Origin of the sequence: Citrobacter sp. wls827 (assembly GCF_005280875.1) — a bacterium.
In the GTDB taxonomy this organism is placed as follows: Bacteria; Pseudomonadota; Gammaproteobacteria; order Enterobacterales; family Enterobacteriaceae; genus Citrobacter; species Citrobacter youngae.
In genome coordinates this window covers 43,298-64,117 of record NZ_SZWR01000023.1, presented here as the reverse complement: position 1 = coordinate 64,117, position 20,820 = coordinate 43,298, and the positions used below count along the sequence as shown (strand labels likewise).

Here is a 20,820-nt window from a genome sequence, read left to right as displayed (position 1 = left end):
CCCGCCGCAGCTCCAGCGCTTCACGGCGGCTGTAGCTGAACAAGCGCCGCAGGCTAAAGCCCTGCCGCGGCGGCTGACTGTTTTCATGCACCAGCGGAGCAGTCGCTTGCGAAAGCGTCGCTTCCGGCGCCGGGCCTGCTGCTTCCTGTAGCCAGGAGATAAAAGCCTCTTCCAGGCTGGCGGCACCACGCTGTTTCACCAGCTCCTGCGGCGTGCCGCTGGCGAGTACTTTTCCGGCGTGCATCAGCGACATACGGTCGCAGCGCTCCGCTTCGTTCATAAAGTGGGTAGAGATAAAAATGGTGACTTTATCCTGACGCGACAGATCAACCATCAGTTGCCAGAACATGTCCCTCGCCACCGGATCGACCCCGGAGGTCGGTTCGTCGAGAATCAACATTTCAGGGCGATGGATCACCGCCACCGCCAGCGACAGGCGTTGACGGATCCCCAACGGCAGCGCACCGGGCAACGTGTCTTCGACATCGGTCAGCGAAAAGCGCTCGCTCATCTCTTGTACCCGCCCGGGGATTTCCGCTTCGGGGATATGGAACAGTCGCGCGTGTAGCTCAAGGTTTTGCCGCACGGTCAGCTCGCTGTAGAGCGAAAACGCCTGCGACATATAGCCTACCCGGCGGCGGGTATCGATATTCTTCGGGTCAACCGCTTGCCCAAACAGCCACGCCTCACCTTCGCTTGCGGGTAGCAGACCGGTGAGCATCTTCATGGTGGTGGATTTACCGCAGCCGTTGGAGCCGAGAAAGCCGAAGATCTCCCCGCGGGGAATACGAAAGTTAACGTGATCAACGGCGACAAACTTGCCGAAGCGCATGGTCAGATCTTTCGCCTCAATGGCAATCTCTTCCTGCTCAGCGTGATACGGCGGGATCACCACCGGTTTGTGCGCCTGACGCTGCGCTTCAGGTAACAACGCAATAAACGCCTGCTCCAGCGTGGCGCTGTTGGTTTGTTCTCGTAGCTGCTGGGCGCTGCCGGTGGCCAATACCTCACCCGCGTTCATCGCCACCAGCCAGTCAAAGCGCTCGGCTTCTTCCATATAGGCGGTGGCGACCAGCACGCTCATATTGGTCTGACGCTGGCGAATGCTGTTAATCAGATCCCAGAACTGGGCGCGGGACAGCGGGTCTACCCCGGTGGTGGGTTCATCAAGAATGAGCAATTCCGGGTCGTGGATTAACGCGCAGCACAGCCCCAGCTTTTGCTTCATCCCACCCGAGAGTTTCCCGGCAGGACGATCGCGAAACGGCGCCAGTCCGGTGCTGTTCAGTAGCTCGGTAATCCGCGCTTCGCGTTCCGCTTTGTCATGACCAAACAGCCGGGCAAAGAAATCGACGTTCTCATATACCGACAGCGTGTGATACAGGTTTTTCCCCAGCCCTTGCGGCATCCAGGCAATGCGCGGGCAGACATCCCGTCGATGCTTCGGGTCGCGCATATCGCCGCCCAGCACCATCACGTTGCCGTGTTCAATCACCCGCGCACCGGAAATAAGCGACAGCAGGCTCGATTTTCCGACGCCATCCGGGCCAATAAGCCCCACCATACAGCGGGCAGGAATATCCAGCGTGATGTTGTTCAGCGCGACCGTTTTCCCGTAATGCTGACTCACGCCGTCAAGGTGCGCCACGGGAGGAACGGGAACCAGCGCCAGATGCGTCATTGCGGCAACCTCACCACCAGGTCGTCAGGCCAGGGGCGATTTTCATCAACACGCACCCACGCCATGCCCGGCAGACCGGTTTTCACGTACTCCAGATGCTGCTGCAACAGCTCTGGTGGAATACGCGCTTTGACGCGAAACATCAGCTTCAGCCGTTCATCACTGGTTTCGACCGTTTTCGGCGTGAACTGCGCCACGCTAGCCACAAAGCTGATGGTCGCCGGAATACGCAGATCCGGTGCGGCATCCAGCACCAGTCGCGCTTCACCGCCAATCTTCAGCAGGCCAGCCTGTTCGGTCGGCAAGAAGAATGTCATGTAGACATCGCTGAGATCGACCATATTCAGCACGCGCCCGCCCGCGGAAAGTACCTCGCCCGGTTCGGCGACACGGTACTGCACGCGACCATCGCGCGGGGCTTTCAGCTCGCTGTCATCAATATCAGCGGCAATACGACGTTCGGTGGCCTGCGCGGCTTCAACGCGGGTTTGCGCCTGAATAATGCTGGTACGGGCGGCTTCAATCGCGGCTTTTGCCGCAGAGACCTGCGCCCTTGCAGATTCCAGCGCCGCGCGCGCACTTTCTGCCGCAGCCCTGTCGTCATCCAGCTGTTGCTCAGACACGGCCCCACGCTGGGATAGCGAACGGGAGCGCACGTGACGTTTAGAGACCGACTGCAGTTCCGCCTCGCGCTGTTTTACCACCGACTGCGCGGCGCGCATTTCACTTTGCCGTTGTTCCAGCAACGCCCGTGCCGCCGCAACTGCACTTTCCGCTTCTTTGATTTGCGCGACCGCTTCCAGCCGCTGCTCGTGCAGCACGCGGGTATCCATTTTCGCCAGCACCTCGCCCTGACGAACGAACTGCCCTTCCGATACGAGGATCGTATCAATACGTCCGGCAATTTTGGTGGCAATATCCACTTCAGTGGCTTCAATTCTGCCGTTGCTGGCGGCAAACCCTTCCGGTATCCCCGCAGGACGCAACATCCACCATGCTATTGCAGCAACCACTACCACAATACCCGCGCCCCACCACACCAGATGACGCTTAATCTTATCCATATTCGACCCGCCGTAATCCCTGTTATCAAACGATGCGTGTCACAAAACCCACTGAACTGCTATTCAGTGAGAGATTCCATCCGGGATGAGAAGGAATGATAAACGATGGCCAAAGAGCGGACAGGCGTTATAGCAACGCATACCGCGAAGGAAGTGAATGACGAAAATGCTGTGAAATCGGGTAGTAATGTTGTCATCATCAGCGTTCCTGGCCGGAAATGAAACACGCATACTCATAACTGCTATCTATTGAATACTAACACCTGGATTCGATATGTCTATTCGGTTGTTCTCGCGATGTCATCGGGCAAAACAGTGTCCGGCAATCCACTCGCCGGACAAGCTTTTGGCGAGTGTTCTGTTTAAAACGCGTGTTGGTATAGCCGCAACGCATCATCTGCCGTGAGCGGAACAGGATTGTTATCCAGAAGACGAGTCTGCTGCATGGCATCCTGAGCCAATATCGCCAGCGTTTCAGCAGGTATATCGACATCGCGCAGCTTTTTCGGTGCACCCGATTCAGCAATAATGCGTACCATCGCAGCAATAAATATCGCGGCATCTTTCTCCATATTCCCCGACACCTCCTCGCCAATAACAGCAGCCAGCTCGGCATAGTACGGCGCAGCGACTGGCGCATTAAACTGCAGCACCGGAATCAGCATCAGCGCATTCGACAACCCATGTGGAATATGGTGTCGTGCGCCAAGGGGATAAGCCAGCGCATGCACTGCGGCCACTGGGGAATTGGCAAAAGCCTGGCCTGCCAGCATCGCGCCCAGCAGAACATTTTCTCGCGCTTCACGGTTGTTCCCATCACGACAGGCAGTCACCAGATGGCGGCTAATTAAGCGTAATGCTTCCCGCGCCAGCGCATCCGAAATGGGGTTCTTCTTATGTTTACCGGTATAAGCCTCAATGGCATGCACCATCGCGTCGATGCCAGCCGCCGCCGTATGAACCGGAGGAAGTCCAAGCGTCAATTGCGCATCCAGCAGCACCAAATCGCCATATAGCTGTGGTGCGACAATCCCCATTTTGCTGTCATCATTGGTCGTCAAAATCGAAATATTAGTGACTTCTGAGCCCGTCCCTGCCGTGGTAGGGATGTTAATCAGCGGCAGACGCTGCCCGGAAACTTTGCCAATACCGTAAAGCGCCTGCAGATCTTGCTCAGAGTTGATTAACACGGCCACCAGCTTCGCGACATCCAGCGAGGAGCCGCCGCCCAGACCAATGACCATGTCGCAATGGTCATCACGAGCAACCTGTAAGGCTTCCCGGACAAGACGTTCCTGCGGATCGGGTTGGACCCGATCATAGACCGTCACCTGAAACCCTGCCTCTTGCAGGCTATGCAAAACAGGCGGCAGAATCCCTGCTTTGACCAGTCCGGGGTCGGTCACCAACAACACGCGACGCGCGCTAAATCGCGGCTGAATAATCTCCCCTGCTCGTGATGCTCCCGCCCACTCGACGATAATTTCCGGTACAGTTGAAAACGTAAAATCCTTCATGACATTGTTCATTGATGTACTCCTGGTAGTAAAAATGGCCAGCTTTTAACTACGCGGTGTATCGGCATGAGTGAGAAAGCTTTTCACCTCTTTACGCTCAAGCAACGGGTTGATAATCCCAACGCCAATACGTTGAAAATGCTCCGTTTGTCGATGAAGTTCGAGACCCTCAGGACAACGATAGGTTTCAATAATCACAAAGCGATCGCCGTCTTCCGTAGAACGGAAAAACTCATAGGTGATGTTTTCAGGCTCCTGACGCGAGGCCTGGGCAAGCAGTCTGAGCGCATCATTGACCTTGTCTCCCATTCCCTTACGAGAAAAATAATGTGCAATAACAAAAAGTTGTGAATTCTCCATGGTCGGGCTCCCGGTGTTCTAACGGTGAAGGTCTATATCCCATAACGCGCTATCACTGCTCGAAACGGCTATCGCGCCGTGTAACAGCGCCGTTTGAGCATGTTCCTCGTTACAGACGAAGCCTGATGCCACTATTGGCGGCAACACATTACGGTCAGCCTGTGAGAGTAGCGGCAACATCTGCGCGGGCATCAGTTGCACGTAATCGGGTTCGCTTTGTTCTACGGCTTTCAGGCTGCGTAGCCAGGTAGAACGGTCGGTGACAAAGATTTTCTGCATCGTCACCAGTCCACACTTTTTCGCTCGCTGTACGGTTTGCAAACGCGTCGAGAGCAACCCCATCGCTCCCGTTTCGGCCACATAATCAATGCCGCCCTTATCCTGGGACAGCCCATTGCAGCTGTCGATATTCACGATGACGTACTTCCCCGCCTGCGACAGCAGTTCTATCACCGGATGGAGCTTAATCAGGTCAATATTGGCAATAATGCAGACTTCCGCCTTGCTGGACAGCGCGGTTTTCAATTGCTCAATACCGTAAATCGCCATAATGACGGGCTGGCGTGCCAGGAGTACGCCAAGATTTTTGATCATTACTGGCCTGCCTGATGTGAAAGAAGATCGACGCTTAACCCCAGTTTGCCTGGGTTAAGAATGTTTTTCGGATCCAGCGCATATTTGATATCCGCCAGAACGGAAAGCGATTCGCCTAAAGAAGCCTGCATATAAGGCGAACGCAGGAGACCAACACCATGATGGTGGCTAAGGGAGGTGTTGTGCTTAATTAGCACCGCATTCGCTGCATCCCATGCCGCACGATACCAGGCCGCACGTTGCTCAATCGCCACATCACCGCGCAATGAGAAATAGAGGCATGCGCCGTCGATGTAGGCGTGAGACTGATGCGCCGAACCGGCCAGCGTGCCGGGTACGGCGTTAATAGCGGCCACCACATCATCATACACGTCGCTAAGATCGCGCCAGCGTCCCACCATTTCCAGCGTATCCGCCACCAGACCCGGGCTCTTTTTAAAGCCTTCAGCACTTTTTCCGGTCAGATATCGGGTGTCCAGCCAGCGTTCAAAAATAGCCTCGCCGTCGAGTTGTTGTCCGCCGCGTTGGCACACACGTTCGCTGATAGCCATTACCGCATCGACAATCTCAGGCTCCCCCTCATCCGCAATCAACAGGACATTGGTCTCTGGCAGACCAAACTGCACGCCGCTTTCCAGGTTATCGTACAAACGCAGTGCCGCCGGATTCGCCCCATGCTGTAAGATTTCGCGACATGCCTCCAGTCCACTGGCGAAGCTGGAAAAACCCCAGGCGATGGCGCGGCCATAATCCGGCAGGCGATGAAGCTTCAAACGCACACGGACAATCACACCCAATGTGCCTTCAGAACCAATAAACATCTGCTGTAGATCAGGCCCCGTTGCGCTACGCGCATAGCCACCCACGGTGATTAAGCGGCCATCAGCAAGGACGACATCCATCCCATAAACCATATCTTCAATTTTGCCGTAGCGGGTCGACAGCTGTCCCGCGCCACGACAGGCCACCCAACCGCCCACGGTACTGATACCAAACGATGACGGCCAGTGGCCCATCGTCATGCCGTACTCTTTTTGGATAGTTTGTTCAAAAATGTCGCCGAACATGCCGGCTTCAACGTCAACAATCTGGCTTTGTGGATCGAAGTCGATAAGTTTGTTGAGTTCGCAAACGTCCAGCACAATGCCTCCCCGCAACGGCAATGCGGCACCAGTGACGTTACTGCGCCCAGCGGAAACCGTGACCGGGATTGCCAACGCATTCGCCAGACGCATCACATCCTGAATTTGTTCTACCGTAGAGACACGTACAATCGCCCCTTTTGACGTGGCCGGTGCGCCCTGGGTTTCCGCAATCATCGAACCGGCCCACCAGTCGCGGGTCCAGGTAATCACATCAGATTCCGATGTCAGCACCTCATCTGCAATGACCCGCAGTCGATCAAACGTCGCTTCGCTCATCACCACCGGATCAATCTGCATCCCTTTCGCGCCACCGCTGCTTTTGATATCCGTCGCCCATGCCGGGCGAGTGTGTGCACCTACAGTATAATTTCCACGGTTGTAACCGCGTTTAATCGCTTCTTTACTGATCATTCGGATGTCCCCATAAGTGTTGATTTTTCATGTTTAATTGCCGCCTGATAGCTGGCTACCTGCCGGGCCACCTGTTCAGGCTGAAGCTTGAGCTCTTGTTGCAGAATTTCCCCCACGCGTTGCGCAGCATTCGCTGACGCATCACGAGCCATCAGACGGGCACGAATTCGGCGCGATAACACATCATCAATGGTGCTGGCGAGTTCATGGCGCACGGCATACACCACTTCAGCTTCGGTATAGGGAAGCCCTTCCACAATTGGCTTTGCCAGTAAGGGATTGGACTGGATAAGGTCACTGACAAAATGCGCTTCAGTCCCGTAGCGCTCCCCCAGGTGCGCAGACAAACCGCCCGATGCCAGAATCGCCTGCGGGTCATAGCCCGCCGCCCCCAGCAACCAGGCGGTTTTAGTTGAGCAGGCCTTTTTACGACCGAGTATTTTGCTGGCGGCATCGATGGTCTCTTCTGCCATATGACGTGATGTCGTCAGCTTGCCGCCGACAATCGTAATCAGACCATCTGCCGCAACTGTGATTTCATGATTACGTTTCATTTCAACGGTCTTGCCTCCCGCCGTCCCCACCAGAGGGCGGCAACCGGCGATACTTCCCACCACGTCTTCCGGGCGGAGATCGGTTTTCAATGCCGAATTCGCACCTTCCAGCAGAAAGTCCAATTCAGCGCGATTGCAGTGAACATCATTGAGATCGCCCTGATAATCCTCATCCGTGGTCCCCAAATAGGAAACGTTGCCCCAACGGGTGATCGTCGCGCGGCGGCTGCGCCCGGCAACCGGGATCGTCACCGTGCAATCATTGCGGATCTTCATCCACGGAATAGCAACATGTACCCCCTTGGCAGGACGGATATTCAGCGGTGATACGTCACCTTTTTTCAGCCCATTCCAGTCACGCAGCCAGACGCCCGTCGCCATGATGGCAACCCGCGCGTTGACCTGAATTTCTCTGCCATCGGCACAGACGATGGCCCCATTCACTTTGCCGTGCTGGTCGCGCGTGGTTTCGATGACTTCCGCATGGTTGGTCACCACCGCGCCATGAAACGCCGCCGTGCGCACCAATGCCAACGTAAGTCGGGCATCGTCGACACGGGCATCGAAATACATAAAACCACCGGATAGCTGTTCTTCTTTGAGCGTCGGGCAATGCGACAGCACTTCCGCAGGGGTAAGTTTTTGGTGAAGGATGCCTTCCCGCCATCCTCCCGCAAGGTCGTAGGTCCAGAGCAGGCTTTCAAATGCAGCAGACATCCGCTTGTCGAATACACCATTTTTATCGAGTACCGGGAATAAAAAGGGTAACCGTTGCACCAGATGACGGGCATTCCTCCGCATACGCTGGCGTTCGAGTAAAGAGTGACGAACCAGCCCCAGATTCCCTTGTTCGATATAGCGCAGACCGCCGTGTACCATTTTCGATGACTTTGATGATGTGCCTGAGGCAAAGTCACTTTTCTCAATCAGCGCCACCCGGTAGCCACGCAGACTGGCATCCAACGCCGCGTAGGCTCCGGTTACGCCACCACCGACAATCAGAATGTCGTAGGTGTCGCTTTCCAGTCGATCCAGTTGTTCAGCGCGCTGGAGACGTAATGGCTCTGCACCGTACATCTCACTACAGGTTTTGTTGGGCTTTCGCGAAGGGAAAAACTTCATGAGTAAGTGTGCTCCTGATTAGCTGAGGTGAGGCTGTCGGCGGCTTCCATTTCGAGTGCAATACGCATCGCCCAGCGGTTAATTTTTTGTTCGCGAAGGTCATGACTGATTTTCGGCTCAAATAGCCGCGCGGTTTTTAGCATGGCGCAGGCATCCGGCAGCGAGTCCCACAGCAGCCCATCGGCACCAGCCAAAAACGCAACGCCACGTAAGCTTGCCCGCGCCGTTTCGGCCATTCGCCGCACGGGAATACCGCTAAGATCGGCCTGGATTTGCAATAACGTATCGCTATTGGATAACCCTCCCCCGACTACCAACTCTTTTGTGGGGATCCCGGTTGCCGCTTCATTTGCGCGAATACAGGCCGCGACCGAATGCGCAATCCCTTCCAGAATCGCGTAGGCCACCTGCGAGCGCGTGGTCGAGATTGAGATACCGTTCAGGGACGCACGGGCATGAGGCTGGAGATGGGGTACGCGTAGCCCCGTTAGCGCCGGAATAAAACTCACGCCACCCGCGTCGCTAGCCTGCGCGGCCAGTTCGCTGATCTGTTCGGGTGAGTCAAACCAATGCAGTTTTTCGCACACCCAGTTGAGCGCCGAACCGGTAGTGGGGACAAAGGTTTCGACAGAGAAATGCGAAAGCCCTTTTTGGCGGCGCGCCGTCATGGTGAGCGTACTTTCACAGCCCTTTTGCAAGGTTGGTACCGTTGGCCCCATCATTAAATCAACAAAGCTGCCAGTGCCATGCATACAAAAAGCCTGTCCTCGCTCGGTACACCCCAGCCCAATAGCCCCTGCAAACTGATCCCCTGCGCAGGCCAGGATCGGCACGCTTATCCCCAGAATATCTTCATGAGTGGTGCCGAAGTCATCGGCATCATCATGTAATTCAGGCAGCAATGACGCCGGGAAGCCCAGAGTCTGTAGCCATGGCAAATGATAGTGATGCTCTTTGAGGCAATACGCGCCAGCGGAGGTGGCATTTGTCGGTGTGGTGACACTTTTTTTCTCCTGCGCCAAGTGCCAAAGCAACCAGCTATCAACGGTACCAAAGACCAGCGTTCCAGCCTGATACGCCTTCGCCACCGCAGGCGTATTGGCAAGATGGCGCGACGCCCAAAGATAAGGAGAGCGTATCCCAACCGGTCGCCCAATCCGCGGCAGCAGTTTTGCATCCCATTCAGGGGCTAACTGGGCCAGTTCATCCGTGAAACGCGCATCCTGCCATACCATCGCCGGAGTTAATGCCTTACCCGTTTGCGCATCCCACAGCACTGCCGTTGAGCGTTGGGTCGCAATCGCCAGCGCCACAATGCGCATCTTGTTGCATTGCGCGTTAGCTATCGCTTTGCGACAAACCTCAATAGTGGCCTGCAAGACCTCATCAGCATCTTGTTCCACCACACCATGACGCAGACTGCTGACCTGAAGCGGCTGGTATTCCAGGCAGTGAACCTGGCTATTTTGTGCAACAACTGCCGCACGGGTCCCCGATGTACCTTCATCGATAGCCAGAATGACATCTTCGTATTCACTCATTTCGTACTCCTGTTTGATTCTGGGGTCATCGACTCTGGATAAGGTGAATGGGGTGATTCGAACTGCGGCGCACCTGGCTCGTTATCCGGCTGAATAGTGGTGCGAGTGGGGTCCCACGGAATAACAAAACAGATAATGCTCGCAAACAGCGGCACGGCAGACATGATCAGGAAGGTCGTTTGCAGGCCATACAAATCACGGAATACCGGGAAAATAAACAGCCCGAGCGCCGCACCTATTGCCCCGAGCGCACCGACCACGCCGTTCGCGCCAGCCCGCAGTTCACTGCGAAAAGAGAGTGACGACAGGCTTTTCCCGTTTGCACCAGGTCCGCCAGAGTGGCAAAGAATAAACAGTGCAGGGACCAGCAAAGAGGCCCAAAGTGGCATAGTGTCACTGAACAGACCCAGCGTGAGTAGCACGAGGAAGGCCACGGCAAAACCGATCGCCGAGGAGCGGCGCAATCCCAGACGGCGGCCAATCGCGGGAGATAAGAAACCGCCGATGATACCGAAAACGTTAAAAAATAGTGAACATAAAGTTGCGTAAACAAAATTTTTACCAAACATCGCAGCACTAATAACCGGTAAATACCAGCCCACACCGAAATATTGGATTGACTGACAGATTTGAACGGTCGAAGCCAGAATCGTACGTGGTAAATAGACGCCACGGAATATTAACAGCACATTTCTTGCGCCTTTTTCAGCCTGACCAATAACGGGTTTCTGTTCTGCTTTCGGCGCCAGAATAAACTGTTCACCATATATTTTATTCATAGCAACGATAGCTTCAGGTAATCGGGATTTCCTTGCCAGCCAAACCGGGCTTTCCACTAAATAACGGAACTGGAAAAACAGAATGATGATTCCACATAACGCCGTTACAGCAATGGAATAACGCCAGATGGCATCACCTACGTCCCATGAGTAAAACATCAGCGCTAATACCAAATTTAAACAAACGGCAACATACCAGACACCCTGCCAGGTATTTAGACGGCTTTTGAGTTTCACAGGCGTGAACTCTGCCAGCATGGCCATTGCCACAGCAAAGTCCATCCCGTAAGAGACGCCAACAAAGAAGCGACCCACGATTATCGTGCTAAAACTGGAGGATGACATCACCAACAAAGCACCAATCACCGCCATTATTTTGGCAATGATCAGCGGTGGCACACGACCCCAGCGATCGGCTATCCAGCCGCCAATCGGGTTAAATAATATGGCGACCCAGGATGAAAATGAGGTAAGTAGTGCAACTTCGGTCGCAGTAAGATTTAAATTACGGGTCATTGGGTTTAATCCAGCACTGAGAGCTGAATTTGAAAAAGCATCAAGAAAAAGGCCGCCTAGTGCCAACCACCAAATAACACCAGCTCTGCCACTGATTTTTCCCCTGGCATCGATGCAATTAATGACATCATCTACACCGCGGATTTTTATCGGATTTGAGAATGAACATGCGGACATGGCTTTCCCCTTCATAATATTCGGAAGAAGGTCGCCATTAGCTAAAAAAATGCAATAAGAGACCATCTTAATTTCACAGATAGTCTCTTATCTAAAATCTGTATTTTTCCACTCTAGAAGGTAACCCAAAGCGTGTCAAAGCGACTTTTAGTCTCATCGTTGATTCTGTGACATGTAGCTCAAATGTTAATGAATCATTACAAAACGAGGTCGTTATGAGCCATTTTTCTGTTCTCAGCGGGTGGGATACCACTGTGACTGTACGTAGCCGCCTGATTTGCGCTGAACGTTCGCCGTTCTCCCTGTACGACGCTATTGCAATATCCATCCAAAATAGGTGTTGAATACCAAGTTCGCTTTTATCCTAAATTTCACCGCTCACAATAAAAACCTTAAAATTCATAAAGATATGCCAACACACATTTGATCGTGATTATTTAAAGCACTAATTTTTCGTTATGTTGATCACATTCGCATCAAAAGAATGGTGATCTTAAAATAGGTTTTAAATATTGTGGTCAGGCCGCTAGACCACAATAAGAGGATATATCATGAAAAGAAAAACAATGGGATGGCTTATCGTTTTTCTTCTTTTTATAGTTTACATGCTTAACTATATGGATCGTTCAGCATTGTCGATCACCGCTCCACTCATCGAAAAGGAATTAGGATTCAATGCTGCTGAGATGGGTATGATATTCAGCGCATTCTTTGTTGGTTATGCACTGTTTAACTTTATCGGTGGCTGGGCCAGTGACCGATTTGGTCCCAAAACAGTATTTCTGGTCGCCGCGTTACTCTGGTCAGTATTTTGTGGGATGACCAGTCTGGTTACTGGATTATGGACTATGCTGGCTGTCCGCGTATTATTCGGCATGGCTGAAGGGCCGGTCAGTGCTGCAGGTAATAAAATTATCAATAACTGGATTTCGCGTAAAGAATCTGCCACTGCCATCGGTATTTTCAGCGCTGGCTCGCCGTTGGGTGGCGCAATTTCCGGTCCGGTAGTTGGCCTGCTGGCTCTTTCATTAGGCTGGCGTCCGGCGTTCGGTATTATTTTCCTGTTTGGTTTAGCCTGGGTATTACTTTGGTATTTCATTGCCAGTGATAAACCTTCAAAAAGTAAACACCTCGCCCCGGAAGAACGTGTCGATTTTGAAAACCATGATGACATCATTTTAGCGGATGACGGTAAAGCGATGCCTTCTCTCGGCTACTACATGAAGCAGCCGATGGTGTGGGCAACGACGCTGGCCTTCTTTAGCTATAACTACATACTCTTTTTCTTCCTGACCTGGTTCCCAAGCTATCTGAACCACTCGCTACACCTTGATATTAAAGAAATCAGCATTGCAACGGTGATCCCCTGGGTGATTGGTGCAATCGGCATGGTATTGGGTGGCGTATGCTCTGACTTTATCTATCGGGTAACGGGCAATGCCCTGCTTTCTCGCCGTCTCATTCTCGGTGTTTGCCTGGCTGGAGCGGCAATCTGTGTGGCGGTTTCTGGAACAGTTACCACTATCGGCAGTGCCGTTGGATTGATGTCAGTCTCGTTATTCCTGTTGTATTTAACTGGACCTATTTATTGGGCAGTTATTCAGGATGTCGTACACAAAGATAAAGTGGGTAGCGTCGGTGGCGCCATGCATGGGCTGGCAAATATCTCCGGAATCATTGGCCCTCTGGTCACCGGATTTATTGTTCAGTTCAGCGGTAAATATGATTACGCATTCTATCTGGCTGGTGCTATTGCGATTGTTTCCAGCTGTCTGGTATTCGTATTTGTCAAAAATAAAGGATTAAAAACAAATGAAAGTCAAAGCTGTCTACATCAATAAACCTGGTGAAATTGAAACCCGTTGGGTTGATTATCCAGAAAAGAAAGATAATGAAGTATTAATAAAAGTTGATGCTGCTGGAATATGTGGCTCTGATATAGGTGCATTTCGCGGCACTAATCCCCTGGTGACCTATCCACGTATTATTGGACATGAAGTCACTGGTATTGTTATTAAACAAGGCAATGGCATGCCAGCAAATATTAAGGAAGGTGACCGCGTTATTGTTGATCCTTATATTTATTGTGGCCATTGCTACCCCTGTTCAGTGGGGAGAACAAATTGCTGTGAAAACCTGAAGGTAATTGGCGTACATATTGATGGTGCGATGCAGGAGGTGGTAGCTCACCCCGCGCATTTGATTCACAAAATCCCGGATGACGTCGCCACTGAGATGGCTCCGTTGGCTGAACCACTGACTATCGCACTGCATGCGCTACATCGCGCCAAACTGACGGCCGGGGAGCATATCGCCATTATTGGAGCCGGTGCGATTGGTCTGATGGCAGCATTGAGCGCATTGCGCTACGGTGCGACGCCAATTCTGATCGATATCGTGGACGAACGACTTCAGTACGCAAAATCGCTGGGTGTGCCTTACGTCATCAATCCGTCGAACACCCAGGTTGTTGAGGCGATAAAAGATATCACACAGGGGACGATGGCACAGGTTGTCGTCGAAGCATCTGGTGCCAACAGTGCAATTCGCGAAACGCTGGATCTTGCTTCGTTTGCGGGTCGTATTGCTTTCACCGGCTGGCCAAAACAGGAGACATCGTTACCCACTAACCTGATCACGTTTAAAGAGTTGGATCTGCGCGGATCACGTACCAGTGCTGGCGAATTCGAAGAAGCGTTACAGATGCTGGCTACGCTGAACATTAATCCTGCGGATGTCGTCAGCAAGGTGGTGAATATTGATGATGTGCCTGACGCCGTGAAGGAACTCGATCAATACCCGGAACGCTATCTGAAGATCAATGTGACCTTTCATTAATTTTTCCAGGAGATAAAGCGATGGAACAAACCTGGCGTTGGTATGGCCCGAATGATCCCGTGTCGTTGTCCGATGTTCGTCAAGCCGGTGCAACGGGTGTGGTAACTGCGCTGCACCATATTCCAAACGGTGAAGTCTGGTCCGTAGAAGAAATTCTCAAACGCAAAGCGATCGTGGAAAAAGCCGGTCTGGTCTGGTCGGTCGTGGAAAGCGTGCCGATCCATGAAGACATCAAGACCCACACGGGCCAGTACGATCTGTGGATCAAGAATTACCAGCAGACGCTGCGTAATCTCGCCCAATGCGGCATCTTTACCGTGTGCTACAACTTCATGCCGGTTCTGGACTGGACCCGTACCGACCTGGAATATGTACTACCCGACGGTTCAAAGGCTCTGCGCTTTGACCAGATTGAGTTTGCCGCCTTTGAACTGCATATCCTCAAGCGTCCCGGTGCGGAAGCGGACTACAGCGCGGAGGAAATTGCACAGGCGCACCAGCGTTTTGTGAATATGAGCGAAGAGGACAAAGCTCGGCTGACGCGAAATATCATTGCAGGTCTGCCAGGTGCTGAGGAAGGCTATACGCTGGACCAATTCCGTAGCCACCTTGCAACCTATAAAGATATCGACAAAGCGGCCTTACGGGAAAATTTCGCCTGGTTCCTGAAAGCCATTATTCCGGTAGCGGAAGAAGTGGGTGTACGTATGGCGGTTCATCCGGACGATCCACCGCGCCCAATTCTTGGCCTGCCGCGCATCGTTTCTACTGTAGAAGATATGCAGTGGATGGTGGACACCGTAAACAGTACAGCCAACGGTTTTACGATGTGTACAGGCTCTTACGGCGTACGCGCAGACAACGATCTGGTTGATATGATCAAACAGTTCGGCCCACGGATTTACTTTACGCACCTGCGTTCCACACAACGTGAAGAGAATCCCAAAACCTTCCATGAGGCGGCACATCTCTCCGGGGATGTCGATATGTACAGCGTAGTGAAAGCGATAGTCGAAGAAGAACAGCGACGTAAAGCTGAAGGCAACGCCTCACTTATCCCCATGCGACCAGACCATGGTCATCAAATGCTTGATGATCTGAAAAAGAAAACCAACCCAGGGTATTCCGCTATTGGTCGCCTTAAGGGCCTGGCTGAAGTACGCGGCGTTGAACTGGCTATCCAACGCGCCTTCTTCAATCAGTAACCACATTGCCGCATGGTATCCCTGCCATGCGGTTTTTCACTTTCAGTCAGGACCGGTCTTTGATAGCGCATTATCAAAGAAGATCATCAATGACAGGAGTTTGTCATGGACAAGAATCTCGCCACCGCCCAGATTTCCACCCCACGACCACGCTGGGATCGTTCACGCCTCGTTTCGCGCATCGTACATCTTGGTTGCGGCGCTTTTCACCGCGCTCATCAGGCGCTCTATACACATCATTTGCTGGAAAGCAGTGACAGCGACTGGGGTATCTGTGAGGTCAACCTGATGCCCGGAAACGATGCCACACTGATTCAAAACCTGAAGGCGCAGGATCTGCTGTACACCGTTGCCGAGCGCGGAGCACAAACGACAGAGCTTAAAATCATTGGCGCGATGAAAGAAGCGCTGCATCCTGAATTTGACGGCTGTGAAGCCATTATCCACGCAATGGCACGTCCCGAAACGGCCATCGTTTCGCTGACCATCACCGAAAAAGGATATTGCACAGATGCCGCCAGCGGCGAGCTGGATCTGAATCATCCGTTTATCCAGCACGACATTGCTCACCCACAGTCCCCCAAATCAGCAATGGGTTATATCGTCGAAGCCCTCGCGCTACGCCGTCAGCAGGGATTGAAGGCTTTTACTGTGCTGTCCTGCGATAACGTACGAGAAAATGGCCACGTCGCAAAAACCGCTGTCCTGGGTTTAGCCGCCGAGCGCGATCCGCAACTGGCTGAGTGGATTGCCGAACAGGCAACGTTCCCATGCACGATGGTAGACCGCATCGTTCCGGCAGCGACAGAAGAGACGTTAGCGCAAATCGCAGAACAGCTGGGGGTAGATGATCCCTGTGCCATTGCCTGTGAGCCGTTCCGTCAGTGGGTGATTGAAGATAACTTTGTCAATGGACGCCCGGACTGGGATCGCGTGGGCGTACAGTTTGTAGCAGATGTGGTGCCATTTGAGATGATGAAGTTACGCATGCTCAACGGCAGCCACTCTTTCCTGGCCTACCTTGGTTATCTGGGCGGTTATGAAACAATTGCCGATACGATGACCAACCCGGCGTATCGCAACGCTGCGCGTGCTTTGATGCTCAATGAACAAGCGCCGACACTGTCGATGCCGGAAGGAACAGACCTTGCGGCTTATGCAGAGCTGCTGATTGCGCGCTTTACTAATCCATCACTGAAGCACCGAACCTGGCAAATTGCGATGGATGGCAGCCAGAAACTACCACAACGCTTGCTGGACCCCATTCGACTCCATCTGAAAAAAGGCGAAGATGCTCGCCATCTGATGTTGGGAGTCGCCGGTTGGATGCGCTACATCAGCGGTGTGGATGAACAAGGTCATCCGATTGAGGTGATAGATCCGCTGTCAGCACAGTATCAGGCTATTTATCAACAGTATCCATCAATAGAAGAACGTGTCCGGGCGCTGTTAGCAATTGACACTATCTTTGGGCGAGACCTTTGCGAGAACACAGACTTTATCGAACGCGTAACCGCTGCCTGTCAGCAATTGCACAGCGTAGGCGCACGTGCAGCGGTAGCCGCTCTGAGCCAATAGCGTGGTGTTATTAAAGACCCACGATCTGTCTGACATAGGCCAGATGTTCCAGCGATTTTTGGTAAGCACCGTTAGCATCAGCCTGGCGGATCGCATCCACAATCGCTTTATGCTGTGTATTCATGCTGGTTAATACATCCCGATTGCCGGAACGTTTGTCCAGTCCGGCATACGGGATGTTAACGCGCTGTTCCCACAGCATTCGCGACATATCAAGCAGTACGCGGTTCTGGCTGGCTTCTGATACTGTTAGATGGAATTGCTTATCGAGGGAATAAAAACCATGCACATTGTTTTCGCTAATGGCCTTTTCCATGCTGAGATGCAGTGCTTCAAGCTGGCTAATTAGATCTTCTTTCCCGGCCTGAGCAGCAAGACGCGCACAATGGCTGTCGACCAACTCACGCGAATAGAGGATTTCTTCAATCGTATAATCACTGGTGGAATGCTTTTTATCAGCAACAATCACACCATTACCTGACTGGATGGTGATCCATCCGGAAATCTCCAGCACAATCAGCGCTTCTCTGAGCGATGCGCGACTTACACCGAGTTGCTTCGCCAGCTCACGTTCGGGTGGTAAGAAGCTTCCCGGCGGAAAAATACCATCATTGATGAGCTTAATGATGAGATTGGCTATCTTTTGATAGAGCCGCTCCTGTTTTACCTCAGGAATAACCATGTGTCTCCCGTTCTCTTATCTGTGCGATTTTTAACTGATTTATCATATCATTCCTGGAGTTAAGAAACGCACGTCAGAGTCAGTTCATGTATCACACATCACTATGATATTTTTTCTTATTATGTGCAGACAGAGTCTTTCACTTATTCAGACACCAAATCCTGTGCACATGCCCAGGCGCTCGACCACGCCCACTGGAAGTTATACCCACCCAACCAGCCGGTGACATCCATCACTTCACCAATAAAGTACAGCCCTGGCACTTTGCGGGCTTCCATCGTGCGCGAAGACAGTTCGTTGGTATCCACGCCTCCCAGCGTGACTTCCGCTGTGCGATACCCTTCGGTACCGTTCGGCTGCACCCGCCATTCGGTCAGCGTTTCGACCAGCAATTGCTGATCGCGCACGTTAAGTTGTTTCAGCGTCACATCCGGGATTAGCCCTAATTGCTGCAGGCATTCCACCAGACGTTTCGGCAACTGCATCGCTAACGTGTTCTTTAAGCTCTGATTTGGATGTGCGCTTCGTTGTTCATCGAGGAAGCTCGCAAGGTCAACATCCGGCAACAAATTAATGCTGACAAATTCGCCGGGCTGCCAAAAACTGGAAATTTGCAAAACGGCCGGGCCTGAAAGCCCACGGTGCGTAAAGAGCAGGTTTTCACGAAATACGGTGCCGTCTTCAGCGGTGATAACGGAAGGAACAGACACGCCTGAGAGTACCTGAAGCTGCTCCAACAGTGGCTTATGCAGCGTGAAAGGCACCAAACCGGCACGGGTCGGCAGAACCTTCAGACCAAACTGTTCGGCAATTTTATAACCAAACGGCGTTGCTCCCAGACCCGGCATGGAAAGCCCACCGGAGGCAATAACCAATTTCTTCGCACCGACCGTCATCCCGTTCAGTTCCAGAATGAAGCCATCATCATCCTGTGCGACGCTCAGGACTTCGCTACGTAAACGCATAGTAACGTTACCTTTTTCGCATTCGGCCACCAGCATATCGACGATTTGTTGGGCCGAATCATCGCAGAACAGCTGGCCGAGCGTTTTTTCATGCCAGGCAATGCCGTGTTTACCCACCAAATCGATAAAGTCCCACTGCGTATAGCGAGCCAGCGCCGATTTGCAAAAATGCGGGTTTTGACTCAAATATGCAGCCGGTTCCACATAAAGATTGGTAAAGTTACAGCGCCCTCCGCCGGACATGAGGATCTTACGTCCAGGCTTTTTACCATTATCAATCAGCAGTACTTGACTGCCTGCTTGCCCTGCCTGCGCGGCACAAAACATACCCGCTGCGCCAGCGCCTATAATAACGGTATCAAACCTTTCCACGTTGCGATCCTCTCTAAAAAGCGGGCGTGAATTGTAAAGATTCCTCAGTGGTCGCACCAGCACCAAACTATCAATAATAGGTATTTACCTGAATTCTATAGGATAATTCTTTAGTGGTGTAAAACAAAGCAGGAGACAAATCAAAAAAACTCTATATTTCACTTTGCCCGCGCCGCCAAAGTCACTGATAATGCGCCGCGTTCATGTCCTCAAAATGGCGTAACGTCCTATGCTACATTTGTTTGCTGGCCTGGATTTACATACCGGGCTTTTATTATTGCTTGCTCTGGCTTTTGTGCTGTTCTACGAAGCAATTAACGGCTTCCACGATACAGCCAATGCTGTCGCAACCGTGATCTATACCCGTGCAATGCGTTCGCAATTGGCGGTGGTCATGGCTGCGTTGTTCAACTTCTTTGGTGTTTTGCTGGGTGGTCTCAGCGTAGCTTATGCCATCGTGCATATGCTACCAACGGATCTGCTGCTCAACATGGGTTCTTCACATGGCCTCGCCATGGTGTTCTCCATGCTACTGGCGGCAATTATCTGGAACCTCGGTACCTGGTACTTTGGTCTGCCTGCATCCAGCTCCCACACGCTGATTGGCGCGATCATTGGTATTGGTTTAACCAATGCGTTGATGAACGGGACTTCAGTGGTGGATGCACTTAACATCCCGAAAGTGCTCAATATTTTCGGTTCGCTGATCATTTCCCCTATTGTCGGTCTGGTGTTCGCTGGCGGTCTGATCTTCTTGCTGCGTCGTTACTGGAACGGCACCAAGAAGCGGGCACGTATTCACCTGACACCAGCAGAGCGTGAAAAGAAAGACGGTAAGAAAAAGCCGCCGTTCTGGACGCGTATCGCGCTGATCCTCTCCGCTATCGGTGTGGCATTTTCTCATGGCGCTAACGATGGGCAGAAAGGTATTGGTCTGGTAATGCTGGTACTGATTGGCGTAGCGCCTGCAGGCTTCGTGGTGAATATGAATGCTTCTGGTTACGAAATTACGCGTACCCGTGATGCTATCAATAACGTCGAAACCTACTTCCAGCAGCGTCCTGATCTGCTCAAACAGGCGACCGGCGTTGATCAGTTGGTTCCGTCTCCGACGGAAACGGCGACAACAACACCGGCAGAGTTCCATTGTCACCCGGCAAATACCATCAACGCGCTTGAGCGTGCAAAAGGTATGCTGGCGAACCTGGAAACCTACGACAAGTTAAGCGTTGAGCAGCGTAGCCAGCTGCGTCGCATTATGCTGTGCATCTCTGATACCACCGATAAAGTCGTGAAACTGCCTGGCGTAAGCAGCGACGATCAGCGACTGCTGAAGAAACTGAAAACCGACATGCTGAGCACCATTGAGTACGCACCCGTCTGGATTATCATGGCTGTTGCTCTGGCTCTGGGCTGCGGTACGATGATTGGCTGGCGTCGCGTGGCGACTACTATTGGTGAGAAAATCGGTAAGAAAGGCATGACCTATGCTCAGGGGATGTCGGCACAGATGACTGCCGCAGTCTCTATCGGTCTCGCCAGTTACACCGGTATGCCTGTTTCCACCACTCACGTTCTCTCCTCTTCTGTTGCAGGGACGATGGTTGTTGACGGTGGCGGTTTGCAGCGTAAAACGGTAACCAGCATTCTGATGGCCTGGGTCTTCACCCTGCCAGCAGCAATTATCCTTTCCGGGGTCCTGTACTGGCTCTCCCTGAA

The 20,820-nt window shown here is 52.5% G+C and carries 16 protein-coding genes; 5 read left to right on the top strand and 11 right to left on the bottom strand.

Annotation, left to right across the window (positions count from 1 at the left end):
• The 9 genes from FDX03_RS23665 to FDX03_RS19700 all read right to left on the bottom strand — a co-directional run.
• Positions 1 to 1,681: ATP-binding cassette domain-containing protein (locus FDX03_RS23665; protein ID WP_249357118.1), on the bottom strand; the 1,681-nt coding region annotated here is incomplete at its 3' end.
• A complete protein-coding gene (locus FDX03_RS19735) occupies positions 1,678 to 2,745 on the bottom strand; it encodes an HlyD family efflux transporter periplasmic adaptor subunit (protein ID WP_115642726.1) in 1,068 nt (355 codons plus the stop codon). The genes FDX03_RS23665 and FDX03_RS19735, both read right to left, overlap by 4 nt.
• Before the next feature lie 362 nt (positions 2,746 to 3,107).
• Positions 3,108 to 4,274, bottom strand: a complete 1,167-nt coding sequence (locus FDX03_RS19730; RefSeq protein WP_061068771.1) for an iron-containing alcohol dehydrogenase — start codon at positions 4,272 to 4,274, stop codon at positions 3,108 to 3,110.
• 33 nt (positions 4,275 to 4,307) lie between these two features.
• On the bottom strand, positions 4,308 to 4,622 hold the full coding sequence (locus FDX03_RS19725; protein WP_048213613.1) for a putative quinol monooxygenase: 315 nt from the start codon (positions 4,620 to 4,622) through the stop codon (positions 4,308 to 4,310).
• A gap of 18 nt (positions 4,623 to 4,640) precedes the next feature.
• A complete protein-coding gene (locus FDX03_RS19720; RefSeq protein WP_048213614.1) occupies positions 4,641 to 5,216 on the bottom strand; it encodes a glycerol-3-phosphate responsive antiterminator in 576 nt (191 codons plus the stop codon).
• Complete coding sequence (locus FDX03_RS19715) at positions 5,216 to 6,772, bottom strand: FAD-binding oxidoreductase (protein ID WP_137346467.1); 1,557 nt, start codon at positions 6,770 to 6,772, stop codon at positions 5,216 to 5,218. Before FDX03_RS19715 ends, FDX03_RS19720 begins: the two co-directional genes overlap by 1 nt.
• On the bottom strand, positions 6,769 to 8,448 hold the full coding sequence (locus FDX03_RS19710) for a glycerol-3-phosphate dehydrogenase/oxidase (protein ID WP_137346466.1): 1,680 nt from the start codon (positions 8,446 to 8,448) through the stop codon (positions 6,769 to 6,771). The genes FDX03_RS19715 and FDX03_RS19710 overlap by 4 nt, the downstream gene beginning before the upstream one ends.
• Positions 8,445 to 9,989 (bottom strand): FGGY family carbohydrate kinase, encoded by a 1,545-nt coding sequence (locus tag FDX03_RS19705; RefSeq protein WP_061068774.1) that lies wholly within the window; start codon positions 9,987 to 9,989, stop codon positions 8,445 to 8,447. The genes FDX03_RS19710 and FDX03_RS19705 overlap by 4 nt, the downstream gene beginning before the upstream one ends.
• Positions 9,986 to 11,461, bottom strand: a complete 1,476-nt coding sequence (locus tag FDX03_RS19700) for an MFS transporter (protein ID WP_137346465.1) — start codon at positions 11,459 to 11,461, stop codon at positions 9,986 to 9,988. Before FDX03_RS19700 ends, FDX03_RS19705 begins: the two co-directional genes overlap by 4 nt.
• 551 nt (positions 11,462 to 12,012) lie before the next feature.
• Here FDX03_RS19700 and FDX03_RS19695 point away from each other — a divergent pair.
• From FDX03_RS19695 to FDX03_RS19680, 4 genes are all read left to right on the top strand, one after another.
• Positions 12,013 to 13,302 carry an MFS transporter gene (locus FDX03_RS19695; RefSeq protein ID WP_048213619.1) on the top strand — a complete coding sequence of 430 codons (1,290 nt, stop codon included), beginning with the start codon at positions 12,013 to 12,015 and terminating at the stop codon, positions 13,300 to 13,302.
• The gene (locus FDX03_RS19690; protein ID WP_101742790.1) at positions 13,274 to 14,299 is read left to right on the top strand and encodes an alcohol dehydrogenase catalytic domain-containing protein; all 1,026 of its coding nucleotides are present in this window, start codon (positions 13,274 to 13,276) and stop codon (positions 14,297 to 14,299) included. The genes FDX03_RS19695 and FDX03_RS19690 overlap by 29 nt, the downstream gene beginning before the upstream one ends.
• Before the next feature lie 20 nt (positions 14,300 to 14,319).
• Positions 14,320 to 15,504: a mannonate dehydratase gene (gene uxuA / locus FDX03_RS19685; RefSeq protein WP_048213621.1), complete on the top strand. Its 1,185-nt coding sequence runs from the start codon at positions 14,320 to 14,322 to the stop codon at positions 15,502 to 15,504.
• A gap of 105 nt (positions 15,505 to 15,609) precedes the next feature.
• A complete protein-coding gene (locus FDX03_RS19680) occupies positions 15,610 to 17,082 on the top strand; it encodes a fructuronate reductase (protein WP_048213622.1) in 1,473 nt (490 codons plus the stop codon).
• A gap of 10 nt (positions 17,083 to 17,092) precedes the next feature.
• Here the strand turns inward: FDX03_RS19680 and FDX03_RS19675 are convergent, their stop codons facing one another.
• Both FDX03_RS19675 and FDX03_RS19670 read right to left on the bottom strand, forming a co-directional pair.
• A complete protein-coding gene (locus FDX03_RS19675; protein WP_137346464.1) occupies positions 17,093 to 17,764 on the bottom strand; it encodes a FadR/GntR family transcriptional regulator in 672 nt (223 codons plus the stop codon).
• Positions 17,765 to 17,907: 143 nt separating this feature from the next.
• Positions 17,908 to 19,101 (bottom strand): NAD(P)/FAD-dependent oxidoreductase, encoded by a 1,194-nt coding sequence (locus tag FDX03_RS19670; protein WP_137346463.1) that lies wholly within the window; start codon positions 19,099 to 19,101, stop codon positions 17,908 to 17,910.
• A 229-nt stretch (positions 19,102 to 19,330) separates the two neighbouring features.
• On the opposite strand from FDX03_RS19670, the gene pitA reads away from it, so the two are divergent.
• On the top strand, positions 19,331 to 20,820 hold a 1,490-nt coding region (pitA, locus tag FDX03_RS19665), incomplete at its 3' end, for an inorganic phosphate transporter PitA (protein WP_137346497.1).